Here is a 14,317-nt window from a genome sequence, read left to right as displayed (position 1 = left end):
TTCCCCTCTAAAGATTATCTGCAGGTTTACCGAAAAGGTTGATTACTTTTTCTTATCGATTGTCTTGCGGTGGTGTTCGCAAAGCCTATAAAGTTTGCCCGAGGAAGGGTTCTTTTTGGAGACTTTATTTCCGCATACGATACAAAGGCCGTTGTTTCTTCTTCTTTGATAGAGAAGTTGAACTCTTTCAGCTCCGGACAGATTATATTTACTAACCTGTATTCTGAATCCTTTATATAGATAATTCCCCACTGCTTCTAAGGATTGAGATTTAACACCTGTTACCAGGGACTCAAGATCGTCGTTCGAAATTTTTTTTGGTTTCATACAGATATTTATGACGAAATCACCTAATTAAAATTACAGAAAAAAGTTAACGTTATATAATTTTTTATATAAGCGACTAAAAAAATGGAACATCTTTTTACCCCAAACAGTGATTAAAGGCCAATCATTTGAAATAATTTCTTTCCTAATTTTAAATAAGGCTAAATCGTTTTATCACTTTAATAAGTGAGAGAATTTCGATCCATCAAAGCCGACCGACGGTCGGTTCGTGAAACGAATGCGAATCAAATTCATTAAGGTAAGGATAAGAGCAAAATCACGTTTCGCTAAAATGCCGAAAAACGGCTAAAAGCTTGCAAAAAACGATGGATCTCCTAAAATTAAAGAGTCTCTTTCAAAAAGAAATAAAGGAGGTTTTTTCCATGAAGAATGAACGATTGTACTTAAACGAAACGGATCAGAACACCTTCTCAAATCAAAAACAAATTCCTAAGAATCAAAATATTGTATATAGGGTCTTTTACCCTATCCTTCTTTTCGCAATCTTACTACCGTATACGGGGTGTAAGCCGACCGCAAAGGAGCAGGTTGAAAAGATATTATCCGATCGCCGGATTCCCGTTGAGGAGAAAATTCGTCAGACCTCCTTTTTACTGTTAGGGGATCGACTGAAGGAAATTGAAATATCCCCCGGTGTTTCGTCTGACGGAACCACTACGGATGCGGTGCGAGTAACGTTGTCGGTGGGCGGAAATTCCGCGTTAACCTTTCTCGGGCAGAAAGAATATAAGGAAAGAATGAAACTCGAAGTCGCTTTATTGTCCTTTCGGCTTTTGCAGACCCTGAAGAATCTCCCGATCGAAAGTTTTAGAGTGAGCATCGTAAAACCGTATTATGTGAAGAATTCTCCCACGGATTCCGTCGAAGAATTCGAGGTTTTCCGGGCGAAAATGGAAAAGAATTCCCTGATACAGATCAAAGGTTTCGAGACTGTGGATTCTTTTGCGGCCGATGGATACGATTCTCCCGAACCCGCTGTGTTGGACGTGATGGTTCAAATCGTCCAATCTTGGAAGGTCGAACTGGACGAATTGAGTCGAGTCGAAGTGAACTGAAACGTCGAAAAAGGACTTCGGTTTTTCGGATTCGATTGTTTTCTATTCTTAAAATAGACTAATTTTTATTTATAATTCGTAATAGAAGTCGCTCCCGGCATTATTCCGATTTAGAATAATTTATGTTTTTTGAATATTCTTAAAACATGTTTTAATCTTCGAAAATTTACGGATCACGGCGCGCGAAAACCGATTTTTGTTCGCATTATTTTACGGATATGGTCAATGAACCGGAATTTTAAAAGGACGGTTTTTATGACCATAAATGAAAAGAATTCCGAGATAACCGGAAATAAAAAAATTCTCACCAATCTCGAAATCAAACGGTTGATCGACGAATGTAGAAACAACCCCAATCATTACGTTTGGATTCGATTTCTGTTTCTATTCGGATTAAAACAGGAAGAGTTGGTTTCAATACGAGTGATCGACGTAAACCTAAAGGAAAGAATATTAAGAATCCGTGGTTTTCAGCGGAGAAAGGATCGTTATCTGGACGTTCCACTTTGTCTGTTGAAGGATTTTTACGGTGCGATTCAAGGGAGAATGCCCGAGGAATATTTATTTCCTGGAATGCACGGTAGGCTACATCCGAAAACGATTCAGAAACTTCTTCAAAAATTAAAACGAAAGACAGGAATCGAAGTGAACATTCCGAAAATAAGAGAGACGATAGCCGTTCGTATGGACGCGAATGGAAACTCAATCCGATTTATCGGCGAGTATCTCGGATTTAAAACAAGGCGCGCTACCTATAAGTTGATTGGGAAAAAATCGAAACCCGAACCGGTAAAAATATTTTCTTGGGAAGAAATTATAGATATCGGAGCTTAAAAATGAGTTGTAAACGCGTTCTGAAACCTTAATTTAGTCCTAATTCTTTAAAAGGAAGCCATCTTTGGAAATTAAAACGAAAAAGATCGGTAAGCACACTCTGGTTGCGCTCAATGGTAGGCTGGATATCGGACATTCAGACGAAGTCGAAGCGAAGTTACTAGACGATGTTCAGTCCGGACAGGGCGATATCTTAATCAACCTGGAAAATATCTCTTACATTTCATCCTCTGGGATTCGTATCTTTGTCGGTATGGTCAGAGAATTGGAAAAGCAGGGAAGAAAGTTGAAACTTTGTTGTATCACTCCTCCCGTAAAAAAAGTATTCGATGTGGTTGAACTTTTAGATCTGTTTGAAGTTTACGAAACAGAAAGTTCCGCTCTCGATTCGCTTACCTAAAATCCGGGATTCATCCCGGATTCCCCTCGGGTCTATGTCCCGGAAAATATTCAATCTAATCCCGATCCAAGCGGTCCACTGGGCCTTCTTGGGATTTATCATTTCCCTTTTCATCTGGGTTCCTTTCAATCAAAGGCTTGAATTTCCGCCCGTTTGGCCGGACGAAGTCCTATTCTTTTCACCAGCTCAGGATTTTGCGGAGAATGGAACCTTAAGAACGCAGGTTCTTGAAGGTTTGATTCCCGGTATGGAAGAAACCACGTTATGGATGCCTCCTCTGTATTTTTTTACGGGCGGCTTCTGGATGAAATACGTTTTTCCCGGAATCGTAGGGCTTCGGTTGTTCACCCTTACAACCGCGGCATTTTGTATATTGGTATTTTATGGAATTCTAAATCGAATCGGATTCTCTCCTCTTTCCAATTTGTTTTCCTGTCTTCTTCTTTCTACCGATCTTTTGTATCTGCGAGTAGGTGCGATGGGGAGAATGGAAGCGGTTTGTCTTTTATTCGCTTTGGCGAGTCTGTTTTTTTTAATCCGAAGTGCGTTCGACGAAAACCCCGATCCCGTCGGTAAGATAGAATCCTTTGTCTCGGGAATATTTCTCGGGCTTTCCTTTCTTTCGCATCCGTTCGGAGCCGTGTTCGGAGTTCCCGCATTGTTTCTTTTGTGGAAAAGAAAGTCGTTGCTCGCTCCTTTGTTTTGGATCGGAGGAATGATTCCGCTCGGAGTTTGGATCGTTTGGTTGTTTCCGAGATTCGATCTGTTTTTGTTTCAGTTCGGATTGCAGTTCGGAAGAAAGAAAGAATTGTTCTCCGTTTTTTCGATTCTAACCAAGATCAAAATTCTGATCGGAGGTTATGAAAATCCGGGCGTAAGAATTCTATTCTATATTTTTCTTTTGGCCGGAATCGGGATCAATCGAAGATTGTTGAAAGAAAAGTTTCAAAGGTTTTTGTTTCTTTTCATTTGGATTTTCGGAACACTTTTCTTTTTGTTTTTATCCACCGAATTTTATTACGTGATGTATCTCACGATCCCATTGTCCGCGTTAGGCGGAATTCTTTTGGAAGAATCCGATCGAAAACGGGTGATTTACGTCGCGTCCGGGCTTTTGTTCTGCAATTTGATCGTTTTGTTTTTGGCTTATCGAAAGGTGGGTTTTTTAAATCCCGAATTCGATCTTGGAAAGAAATTTTCGGAAGAGATTGTCTCGGAATTGAAGTATTCCAAAAAGGTTTATCTTCAAGCGATTCCCGATCCCTATTTCCGTCTTAGGGAAACGTATCCAAATCAAAAGATTTTGGAATTCATTCCGGGAGAATTGCCGGTTCCTCACGAAATGTTCGTTTCCACGTTGGATTCCATCGACACTTTCGTTTTCAGCGAAGGAACCAAACGCAACGAAGCGGTGGAACGTTATCTAATCGAAAATTCTTCCTCTTTTTACAAACGAAACGTTTCCGTTTCCCCGTCGACGACTCGAAAACTCGTACGCGCTCAGGCCGAAATTTATATTCGGAAGAAAAAATGAAATTCTTGCGTTCAGGTTCGCGTTTGCCTTCGGACTTTCGCTTTCGTTTCGTTTTCGTATTTCAGAATATTCTATTTTTCTTATTCTTTTTCTTCGCGAATAACTGCGTGGGAAAAGAACACGAACAACAGGGTCTTTCCGCCTTGTTGCCCTTGGTCGGTCCTCTTTTAAAAGTGGGAATCATCGGAGATTCTCTTTCCCAAAGATCGGACGGTTTCGGTCTTCGAGAAAAACTCGGTTCCCGATTTACGGTAACGGATTATTCCGTTTCGGGTAGGGACGTTCCCGGTTGGACCCAAGCGATCGGGACTGCCTTTACGGAACAACAGGATGTTTTGATTTTAGAATTGGGAACCAACGACGTTTCCGGTTACCCCACGGATCAATTTCCGAATCACTACGAAACTCTTCTTGGAACGATTCAATCTCATACCAATTCTGCGATTCTAATCACCATTCTCCCCCCGACGATCCAGGCGGGTTATAGAGCCAATATCTTTCAGATCAATCCGTATTTGAGAAGTTTAGGTTCCCGTTATCCGACCGCCGATATGGAAACCGTATTTCTGGAAACGGAAAAGACGATTCCTTTGTATCCGACGACGGACCCGATTCACCCGAATCCGGTCGGATACGATTTGATGGGAACCGTCTATGCGGATACGATCCGAAAATTTTACGTTCGTTAAAAAGAATCGAGCCGTTTTCTATTTGCTAGAATTGTTATATTCGCAATTGAGAATGAACGGATTGAATACCTGCGCGATATACAATCTTCCATCGTATGGAATCGCGGTGCTTCCCGCCGAAATCAAATCTCCGGACGTCGCAAAAATTTCCTGAGAACTTCCGTCCGAAGAAATTCGATACACCTGAGTAGGCGCGAGATAATCCGCGTTTCGTAAGTGTCTCAAGAATTTATATACGGAAGGATGACCGACGACGAAAATTCTACCCTGTGGATCCAACTCAAGATTGTCCGGTCCGGAACTGAGAAGAATCGATTTCGGTTCGCCTAATACGGGTTTGCCTTGTTCCCTTGTGATCGGAAATTGGAAAACGGTTTTGTCGGAAAAACCGGATCTGTATAAGAGTTCCTTTCCCTGAGAATCTTTCGTATAGAGGATTCCGTTTCCGAACGAGAGAGGGTTCCCGAGGTTCGACCAAGTCTTTCCGTCGTAGTAGGAAATTTCAGCGCGTTTGAATTTGAACAAATCGTCCCAAAGATAACGTACGACTCCTCCGGCTCCGTGGTCGTTCGAAAGATAGATTTCGTTTTCGGAAACTACGAATAGGTCGTTCGGGCTTGTGATCAGCGGATCTGTAAGAGTTCCCACATGAGACCAATCTTTTCCTTTGCGTTCGAAGATTTCGATCGTGTGGACTTCGTAGATTTTCGGGTGAGAGATTACGTAGAGTCTGTAGACGTCCTTCGTTTTGAGAAGGCTTACTCCGTGTGGTCGGAAGTCCGGCGGATATTTCACGGAAATTTCCTGGGGCGTAGCGGAAGGATTTTTCAAATCGATCGCAAAGATCTTTCCGGTCTGGTCTTTGATTCTTCTTTCATGGCTTGAGACATAAAGAATCTTTTCCTCCGAGTCGATGGCCAGGTCTTCGGGACCGGGAAGTCCTTCGATTTTGGTGCAAGCCGCGCCGGATGGACCGACGGCCTTGATTTCGGCCCCGCAGTTTGTGATGTTTAAGGTGATAAGGAGAATGGTTCCTAAATAGAATTTGAAGGAGTTCCTACATTTCGGGTTTTGTTTTGGCAAATTGGGTTGTTTCATATATTTGTACGGTCTTCGAACTTTCGGGAAATCGGAAACCGGGGCAAGGAAAAAAAGCAAAAAAGTGTTTGCTATTTTTATGCACTGCACAAAAATAGCAATAGAGATCCTCGAAAGCAAATTGAGGGGTTACTGTATGGAAAACAAAAAATTAAACGACATAATCAATGCAGGAATCGGGGCCGTTCAAACTTCTCGCGAGATTTTTGATAAACTCGTGGATGATCTGAACGACGGCAAAGAAAAGATCGAAGAACGATTCGATCAACTGAAAGCCCAGGGCGAAAAGGACATGAGCGACAACGCCCTCAAACTGAAAGTCAACTTAGCTTGGGGATTGGTTCGGTTCGAAGAGATCCGGGACAATATCCTAAATCATTTTATTAAGAAATAAGATTCTTGCTAAACGGCAGAATCCTATTTCTTGCTCTCTGGATTTTAATTTCCGCCGGAGAGATTCAATCTAAGGAAATTACACTATTCTCACACTTCACTGACCCTTCTCCTCGGATTTCCGGGGAGGGGGATCTTCTCAAAGAAAGTTTCACACCGGCTTCCACTCTCAAATATTGGATCGCCTTATTCTTAATCGAAAAAAATTTAGTTGGGCCCGGATTTCAAAAAAGAAGTTTCGAAGCGCATATCCCGGATTCTCCCCGCGATTTGAATCTGAGAGACGCAATGTTTTATTCTTCGAATTCATTTTTTCTTTCGTTTTTCGAAGAGGAGCCGAATCGATACGAAGAATTCGAAAACTTTCTGATTCGAATCGAATACGTTTCCAAAGAATTCAAAAAATCTTATTTAGATAAAAAGAATATATATTTCTCGAAAGCCGTTCAAAGAACTCCGGAACGTCAACATAACTTTATGGTGGAATTTTTAAAGGACGAAGGACGATCCAAAGGAATCAACGAAGAAGATTTTTTACGCTGGAAAGAATCCGCCTTCTGGTCCGAATGCGATTCCGAAAATTCGATCGTCTACGGAAAGACCGGTTCTTTTTCGGGTGCGTTTTGGTTTTTGGGATTTTTGGAAAAGAAACAAAATCTTTGGGAACGTTGGATTCGAAATTCTCCGAAGGAATATACGGTGATTACGGTTTTACAAACGGGGCAGGGCGCTTCGAGAGAAGGCGCGATCGATTCTTTTTATAAGACCGCTCGTTGCAAACGATGACTTCGATTTAGAAAGAATCTCGGAGTGACTGGATTCGAACCAGCGACCCCTTCCCCCCCAGAGAAGTGCGCTACCACTGCGCTACACCCCGATTCTTACTAACTACAGTAAGAATTTACGAAAAGGCTCTTCTGTAAACTGAAAAATGAAAAGGACTTAGCAGAGAAAATCGGGACAGATAAACCAGATGATTTGACCGTCTAAAAATTTTTCTCGAGGAACGTTGACGGCGAGCGCGGAACCCGGTGAAAAAAGAAAACTTTTTCCGACTCCGCCGATTCCCAAAAGTTTTTCGGCAAAGATGGAAACGTCCGGACTATGACCGACCAACAAGATCGTATCCGAGTTGGAATAGTCGCGGATCATCGGACAAACGTTGGACATGTCCCGTCCTGCTTCAAGATAATCCAAGGATTCCGTTTCTTGTTCGGGTTTTAAAATGTCCGTATAAATTTTTGCGGTTTGTTTGGTTCTTTCGTAAGGACTGTGATAGATCTTTGAAATTTTGAAACCGGTCTTGAGAAAATTCGCCATCTTTCGTACGTCGGTTTCTCCCTTTGCGGTGAGCAACCTAGAACGATCGGTTCCGTCCAGAGAAGTCGTTTCTGCTTCTCCATGTCTAGCAATAATAATCTTCATGTTTCCAGAGGATTGACAGGGAATGATTCCCGAAAATCATTGATCCTTCTCAAGTGGAACCTTCGTTTGCAAGAAAGGTCCAACGTTGTCATAGCATCTTACGAAACTTAGTTTTCTTTGATATAAGTTTCGCTTTGCAGTTCCGTATCCCTTACGGAGGATATGGATTCCGCCTTCGTGCGGTTTAAGAAAAGGCTCTGATTCCAAGGAAAAGTGCATGTCCGAATTTGCAATTGAAATCGATTCGATTCAAAAAAAATACAAGGAACAAAATGCTCTCAAAGGCATTTCCTTCCGAGTCCGCCAAGGTTCTGTTTTCGGTCTTCTCGGCCCGAACGGAGCCGGAAAAACGAGTTTGGTTCGAATCCTTATGGGGTTTTCCAAACAAACCGAAGGTAACTTCCGTTTATTTGGACTTCCGTTTTCCTCTCAATTGCGGAAAAGAATCGGTTACCTTCCCGAAAAAGTTTCCATTCCCGGATTTTTAACCGGGGAAGAATTTTTAGCCTTCAGCGGAAAGTTAGCCGGAATCAAGACCTCGGCAATCCGTGAAAAGTCTAAGAGCCTTTTGGAAAAAACCGGAATCGCCGACGCGGCCGGTAAAAAAGTTTCCGGTTATTCCAAAGGAATGTTACAAAGACTCGGACTCGCGTCCGCTTTGATCGGAGATCCCGAACTGTTGATCTTGGACGAACCGGGTTCCGGTTTGGATCCGAAGGGTTACATCGATTTTAGAGAAACCCTTGTGGAAGAGAACAAATCCAAGGGCACAACTGTATTACTAAATTCTCATAGACTTTTGGAAGTGGAAAAGGTATGTCACGAAATCGGAATTCTCAACTTGGGAATTCTCGCCGCGATCGGACCTTTGGAATCCTTGAAAGAAGGGAAGAATCGAATTCTCGTCAAAGTGGAATCGATGAGTTCCGAGTTGGATTCTTATATCCGCAAAATTTCCTCCGAACAAAAGATCGTGGAAAATCAGATCGAGTTTCTTCCCGCAAACGGAATCGATCTCAGAAATATTCCCGCGGAACTCGTGAACTTAGGAGCCAACATATTGAAATACGAAAGAACCACCGAATCTCTCGAAGAGGTTTTCTTAAGAGTCACCGGAGGAAACCATGAATAATTTTTCCTGGATCCGCGATCAGATTCCGAAGGTTTTTTCGATTTCGTTTTTGACTCTGAGAGAAACGCTTCGGAAAAGAATCGTATATTTCATTTTTATAATATCCGCTTTGTTTCTATTTTTAAATTTCACCTGTCAGCTTCAGATCGGAGGACAGGATCAATCCGGGAATCCCGATTTTCAAATTTACGTCGTGTTTTTGTTTTTCGCGTTTTGGAATACGGTTCTCGCGTTGTTTCTTCCGGTTTCTCTTTTGGGAGAGGAGCTGGAAAACAAAACGTACATTCCGATTCTTTCCAGACCCGTTTCTCCACTGACATACATTGGCGGAAAGTCCTTGGGTGTACTTTTGCTCATCTTTGCGAACGCCGTTTTTTTAATCGGAACGTATCTCGTAAAACAGCAGATCGGCGGCGGGAATTTTTCCTGGGATCTTTTGAAAGCCTGCTTCACTATGTTTTTCGTTTTTTACTTTCTGATTCTTTTCGGCTTTGTTCTTGTTTTGAGTTTCGGTAAGAACGCGGCCTTTTTCGGCGGACTTGCGCTTCTTGTGTTTTCCACGTTCTTGGACTTGTTCATCTACGAATCGGCGGCGGCGAGTATGGTACAGACCTCGGATCTGAAAAAACAGATTCTCGAGGTCGTTTATTGGATTCTTCCTCAGGAAGGAACGATCTTCTTTTTCTCGAGTTCGCTTCTTGCAAAAAGTCTTTCCCAGGTCCATTATTACGGAGAATATTCTCTGATCCAAATCGGAGTCTGGGTCGTTCTCTGTTTCGGCTTAGTAAAAGTTGTTCTGGACAGGAAAGAACTCTAAACATAAAGTACCGATTGACAAAACTTTAAAGAGTCATAATTCTACCTTGGGTCGACGTTCAAAGGACCCGAGTAGAATTTGGAAATCGGCACATGAAGATTCAGTGGTTTCACTATGAAAAGGAGGGTTACTTTCTCTCCGTCAAAAACGTCAACGAGCCGATCGAATCCCTCAATCCACTCTATTTAAGAATCACTCATCTCAATCGTAATATAGATAAGATCATCAGCTTTCTTCTGGATCGTTATCTTCAGTATCTGGATATCACACCTCTGCGGGAATGTATCTTTTCCATCCTACGCGAAACCATTATGAACGCGGTAAAGGCCAATCAAAAGAGGGTGGTCTTCAAGGAAGCCGGTTTGGACATCAACGATCCGAGTCAATACGCGACCGGTATGGAAAAGTTCAAAGAGGAACTGATCGCCAATAAGGATCTTTACACAGATCTTCTCGAAAAAAACGGTCTTCACGTTTTGATCACGTTCGGTTTTAATCAGAATAGTTTTCTTTTGAAGGTCGCGAACAACGTGAGCATTCTTCCCGAAGAGGATCAAAGGGTTCAGGAAAGAATTTCGAAAGCGCACACATACAACGATCTTTCCGAAATTTTCGAAAATCACGGAGACGAATCGGAAGGCGCCGGGCTCGGGCTCGCGATGTCTTTGCTGATGTTGAAAAACGAAGGAATCGAAGGGGATTCTTATCGGATCAAATCCGAGGAAGGAGTCACGTCCGCTTATATCAAAATTCCTTTCGGTTTTAAAAAGAGAAACATCAATCTTCAGAAAACCGGAGAGATCTTATCGGAGCTGGACACTTTACCCACGTTTCCCGATAACGTAAATCAGATCATGAGTCTGATCAACAAACCGGATTCTTCGATTCAAAACATCACCGAACTCGTGGGAAGAGACGTATCACTTTCTACGAATATTCTAAAACTTGCAAATTCCGCTTCGTTTTCACAAAGAACGAGGGTGGAAAGTCTGGAGGATGCGATCAAGGTGATCGGTCTTTCGGAATTGAACAGCATTCTTTTGAGTTTGGGAACGAAAAAAATTCTCGAGGAAAAATACAAGGAATTCGAAGCGATCTGGGAAAGGTCCAGTCTTTCGGCTTTTATTTGCAGACGTCTCGGGGAAAGAATGGGTTGGAAAAAACAAACCATCACCGTTCTTGTTTGTGCGGCTTTGTTGCACGACGTGGGTCGAGTCATTCTTATCTCGCTCGAACCGGAGATTTCCGCAAAAATTTCGGATATATTGGGAAACCGTTCTTTCCCTTCGCCGTTGACTTTGGAAGAAGCCGCATTAGGAATTTCTCATACGACCTTGGGGGGAATGATCTGTGAGAAATGGAATTTTTCGGATACGATTCGCGTTTCCGCCGAAATGCATCACAGACCTCTTCTGGTGAAGAAGGAATTTCAAGATTCGGTTTTTTCGATTTATCTTTCGGATATGATCATAGACATTTCACAGGATCTCGCCGATTTTACGCTGATTCAATCCACTGTATTACAGTATTTTAATTTTAAAAAAGAAGGGGAGTTCTCCGAGTTTATGGAGAATATTCTTCAGGAATACAAGGACTTCAACAAGAAGTCTTAGATTACATTCAGAATTTTTGATATATAGTTCGAGAGAAATTTTGCGGCGTTGTGGAAATTCTCGGGACTCAATTCTTCCGGTCTTTTATCCAGATCGATTTTCACGTTTTCCAAAGAATTAAAACATTCTTTTCGAAACGTTTCTTCCGAAAAATTTTCGGAGGAACGAATTTCCAAAGGAAGAGAAGTGATCGGTGCGTCCCGAAAAGAAGAAGTTAACTTTTTTCTTTTTCCCCAGAACGCGGTTCTACAAAGACATTCGAGGGCGAGGAACCCGAATTCGTTTTCGAAAACCGGAGAAGCCTTGTATTCCAAGATCGAAGAATCCACGTTCGGTCTCGGATAAAACGCTCCCGCTTTAACATCCTTTTTTAAACGCCAACTTCCGTAAGCGGAAAGATAAAACCGGATCGATGAAGGTTCGTTTGAAATTCTTTTTGCGAATTCTTTTTGAACGAGAAAGGCCGCGCCCTTTAATCCTTTTAGATTTTTAACGGCGCTTAACGTAAGTTCGGAGGAAATGTAATACGGAAGATTTCCGAAAAGATAAACCGATTGGTTCGAATATTCGGAAAGAAAATTCAAAGCGTCTCCTTCTTTCAATTCGAACTCGGGAAGATATTCTCGCAACCAGTTCGCGTAAACCGGATCGATTTCGAATAAGGTTACAGGTTTTTGAAATTCGAGCAGGCCGTGTGAGATCGCGCCGAGCCCCGGACCGATTTCCAAAATTCGATCGATCTTGGATACAAGGTCGGAACTCAGACAAGAAAGAATGGATTGGATCGCGTTCGGATCGATTAAAAAATTCTGCCCCCATTTCTTCAAAGGTGCGGAGGACTTCGATTCCAGAAATTTACGGATCTCAGTGACTTTCCGAAACGGGTATTCTCTGGAGCTCATCTTTTTCCAGAAACACCCAACTCCCCGAAAGCCCAAGCAGTTTTCGGTTTCGATTCCAGACTTCCGAGTCGTCTTTGCTTCCGTAAGGATGTTCCAAAAGAATCCAACCGCTTCCGGTTTTTGTTCTTTGGGCCAATTCCGTAAGAGAATCCTTTTTTGTATGAAAGAATACGATCTTAGAGGAGTCGCCGCTCCTTGTTTTGGAAAGAGAAATTTCGCGGAGCGGAGCGGATTGTAAGAATTTGAACCCGGTCGCGCGGCTCCAAGGTTCAAAATCTCGACCGGAATATAGAAGTTCCGTTTGAGGGTGTTCTTTCAAACAACGAAAGGCCCAGGTCAGACAGGATTCGTCTTCTACGAGAATTTTTTCGAGAGGGCGATTGTTCCTGTGTTCGCAATAATTTTTTTGAGAGGTTCTAAACGCGGCGGAGATCGTCTTGAATCCGTACTTGCATTTTCCGGAAAAGATCAATGAATCTCCGTTGCGTAAGATAAAAAAGAATCTGTTGTTTACGATTTTATTCTCCCTTGGAAACCAATCGGGTGAACGATACAGAAGAATGTGAATCCCACAGACGGTTATAAAAAATAAACAGAACAGAATCGGATAAAGGTTTTTGATTCTTCGTTTTCCACGGTTCGGGGAAGAATATTCCGAATTTTGAATGTTTTTTAGGAAGTCGTTTTCGTTTTCGTTTTTGTCGAGGTCGGAACGCGGATCGGTTCCCGCTTTCGCTCCAAAATTCGAAACGGAAGAACCGGGAAAAACTTTTTCCAAAACGTAAGCAAAGAACAAGGTTTCGAAACAAAGAAAAATCCATCCAATCATTCCGATCCAAACCGCGTCTCCCATCTCTTTGTAAAAGCCGAGAGGTTTGGAAAGAGATTCGGACAAATAGATCAGAATTTGAATTAAGAATTCCGTAAAGGACCAAAACGGTTCGGTGATCGGAGTCAGTTTTGTTTCTTCCAAAAGCAAAGAAAGATAAAGGATCGGCAATAGAATTCCGGCGAGAGGAACCACGAGCAGATTGAGAAGAATCGATCCGAAACTGAAAGAGCCGAACGCGAAAAGTAACACGGGCATCGTTCCCAGTCCGGCCGAAAACGAAATCGATAGATTCTCCTTAAAGAAAGAAGTCAAAAAATTCTCATCCGAAAGAAATCTACAAACGACTTGAATCGGATAAGAAAAAAGGAATATTCCCGCGACCGCTCCGAAGGAAAGACAAAAAGATACGGTGTAGAACCGGGAAGGATCGGAGATCCACAAAATCCAAGCGGAACAAAGAAGAAGATCGACCGCGCGTAGTTTTCGAAAGAACAATCCTTGTGTCAATAAAAGTCCGGCGAAGATCCAAGCCCTTGCAAGAGAAACCGGATAACCGAGCGTGGATAAATAAAGAAAGCCGGTGAGAAGCGGAATGATTCTCGGGATATTGTGACCTAAGCTCGGGATCAAAGAAAGAATTCTATACTGAACTCCCATCAAAATTCCGAGATGAAGGCCGGACGCCGCGAATAAATGAAGAATTCCTCCTTCTTTGGCCTTCGTTTTAAATTCTTTGGAAAGTTGTTTGGCTTCTCCGAAGATCAATCCGAGCGCGACTCGATTGGAATTTTTTTCGAGATCCGCGCCTTTTAGATCGAGTAAAATTCTTTCCCGAAATTTTTCTTGGAAACGTTTTTCCGGCTCTCCGAATAGATTCTTTTTCTGCGCGGGTACGAAGTTGTTTTTCGGATGGCGTTCGATTGTGAATCGCTCCGGATAAAACGAGGTCGCCGCCGTGAAAAAGAATATTCCATAAATAAAATATTCGGATATTTGAATTCGTTTTTTGAAGAATGTTCCGATCAGCGATCCGATCGAAAATGCAAGAACGAATATTCCGATCCAGAGAAGGGCGGTTCCGGGAAATAGAAGATCACATACGATTCCGGTCAGGGTTCCTAAGGAAAATTTGGAGAATGCGGAGCAGGGCAACCAATTTCGGATATGTTTTTTCATATCCTTTACGGTTCCGGGTTGGTTCGGTGCGGAGGTCGGGGGATTTGGTCGGAAGTCCGGCCGCTCGCG

The 14,317-nt window shown here is 42.5% G+C and carries 15 protein-coding genes and 1 tRNA gene; 10 read left to right on the top strand and 6 right to left on the bottom strand.

All coding sequences use genetic code 11. The annotated features are described in order from the left end of the window. Window positions 1-42: 42 nt before the first annotated feature. On the bottom strand, window positions 43-327 hold the full coding sequence (locus CH367_RS10095) for an LIC10235 family protein (protein WP_100762353.1): 285 nt from the start codon (window positions 325-327) through the stop codon (window positions 43-45). Between the two features lie 383 nt (window positions 328-710). On the opposite strand from CH367_RS10095, the gene CH367_RS10090 reads away from it, so the two are divergent. From CH367_RS10090 to CH367_RS10070, 5 genes are all read left to right on the top strand, one after another. Beyond that, entirely contained in the window at window positions 711-1,403 is a 693-nt protein-coding gene (locus tag CH367_RS10090; RefSeq protein ID WP_100762403.1) for a hypothetical protein, read from the top strand. Between the two features lie 255 nt (window positions 1,404-1,658). Continuing rightward, a complete protein-coding gene (locus tag CH367_RS10085) occupies window positions 1,659-2,237 on the top strand; it encodes a tyrosine-type recombinase/integrase (RefSeq protein ID WP_100762352.1) in 579 nt (192 codons plus the stop codon). Window positions 2,238-2,301: 64 nt separating this feature from the next. Next, window positions 2,302-2,637 carry an STAS domain-containing protein gene (locus CH367_RS10080; protein WP_003005878.1) on the top strand — a complete coding sequence of 112 codons (336 nt, stop codon included), beginning with the start codon at window positions 2,302-2,304 and terminating at the stop codon, window positions 2,635-2,637. A 34-nt stretch (window positions 2,638-2,671) separates the two neighbouring features. After that, on the top strand, window positions 2,672-4,171 hold the full coding sequence (locus CH367_RS10075; RefSeq protein ID WP_100762351.1) for an ArnT family glycosyltransferase: 1,500 nt from the start codon (window positions 2,672-2,674) through the stop codon (window positions 4,169-4,171). Then, window positions 4,168-4,860, top strand: coding sequence for an SGNH/GDSL hydrolase family protein (locus CH367_RS10070; RefSeq protein WP_244284540.1), 693 nt, complete (start codon window positions 4,168-4,170; stop codon window positions 4,858-4,860). The genes CH367_RS10075 and CH367_RS10070 overlap by 4 nt, the downstream gene beginning before the upstream one ends. Before the next feature lie 18 nt (window positions 4,861-4,878). Here CH367_RS10070 and CH367_RS10065 read toward each other — a convergent pair whose 3' ends face one another. Then, window positions 4,879-5,958, bottom strand: coding sequence for an SMP-30/gluconolactonase/LRE family protein (locus CH367_RS10065; RefSeq protein ID WP_100762350.1), 1,080 nt, complete (start codon window positions 5,956-5,958; stop codon window positions 4,879-4,881). 136 nt (window positions 5,959-6,094) lie between these two features. Here CH367_RS10065 and CH367_RS10060 point away from each other — a divergent pair, with 136 nt between their 5' ends. Continuing rightward, window positions 6,095-6,352: an LIMLP_16025 family protein gene (locus tag CH367_RS10060; RefSeq protein ID WP_100762401.1), complete on the top strand. Its 258-nt coding sequence runs from the start codon at window positions 6,095-6,097 to the stop codon at window positions 6,350-6,352. 5 nt (window positions 6,353-6,357) lie between these two features. Continuing rightward, complete coding sequence (locus CH367_RS10055) at window positions 6,358-7,137, top strand: hypothetical protein (RefSeq protein ID WP_100762349.1); 780 nt, start codon at window positions 6,358-6,360, stop codon at window positions 7,135-7,137. 19 nt (window positions 7,138-7,156) lie between these two features. Here the strand turns inward: CH367_RS10055 and CH367_RS10050 are convergent. Both CH367_RS10050 and sixA read right to left on the bottom strand, forming a co-directional pair. Further along, window positions 7,157-7,228, bottom strand: a tRNA-Pro gene (locus tag CH367_RS10050). A gap of 65 nt (window positions 7,229-7,293) precedes the next feature. Next, complete coding sequence (gene sixA / locus CH367_RS10045; protein WP_100762348.1) at window positions 7,294-7,776, bottom strand: phosphohistidine phosphatase SixA; 483 nt, start codon at window positions 7,774-7,776, stop codon at window positions 7,294-7,296. Between the two features lie 217 nt (window positions 7,777-7,993). On the opposite strand from sixA, the gene CH367_RS10035 reads away from it, so the two are divergent. The 3 genes from CH367_RS10035 (at window position 7,994) to CH367_RS10025 (ending at window position 11,338) form a co-directional block, all read left to right on the top strand. Then, a complete protein-coding gene (locus tag CH367_RS10035; protein WP_100762346.1) occupies window positions 7,994-8,908 on the top strand; it encodes an ABC transporter ATP-binding protein in 915 nt (304 codons plus the stop codon). A gap of 109 nt (window positions 8,909-9,017) precedes the next feature. Continuing rightward, window positions 9,018-9,725: an ABC transporter permease gene (locus CH367_RS10030; protein WP_341865106.1), complete on the top strand. Its 708-nt coding sequence runs from the start codon at window positions 9,018-9,020 to the stop codon at window positions 9,723-9,725. A 92-nt stretch (window positions 9,726-9,817) separates the two neighbouring features. Continuing rightward, window positions 9,818-11,338 (top strand): HDOD domain-containing protein, encoded by a 1,521-nt coding sequence (locus CH367_RS10025; protein ID WP_100762344.1) that lies wholly within the window; start codon window positions 9,818-9,820, stop codon window positions 11,336-11,338. Here the strand turns inward: CH367_RS10025 and rsmA are convergent. Further along, the gene (gene rsmA, locus CH367_RS10020) at window positions 11,335-12,240 is read right to left on the bottom strand and encodes a 16S rRNA (adenine(1518)-N(6)/adenine(1519)-N(6))-dimethyltransferase RsmA (protein ID WP_100762343.1); all 906 of its coding nucleotides are present in this window, start codon (window positions 12,238-12,240) and stop codon (window positions 11,335-11,337) included. The genes CH367_RS10025 and rsmA overlap by 4 nt on opposite strands. Then, window positions 12,203-14,248 (bottom strand): ComEC/Rec2 family competence protein, encoded by a 2,046-nt coding sequence (locus tag CH367_RS10015; RefSeq protein ID WP_100762342.1) that lies wholly within the window; start codon window positions 14,246-14,248, stop codon window positions 12,203-12,205. Before CH367_RS10015 ends, rsmA begins: the two co-directional genes overlap by 38 nt. Window positions 14,249-14,317 lie beyond the last annotated feature (69 nt).

This window comes from Leptospira barantonii, assembly GCF_002811925.1.
GTDB lineage: Bacteria > Spirochaetota > Leptospiria > Leptospirales > Leptospiraceae > Leptospira > Leptospira barantonii.
The sequence above is the reverse complement of the archived record's forward strand: the minus strand, read 5'-3'. Positions and strand labels throughout refer to the sequence as shown.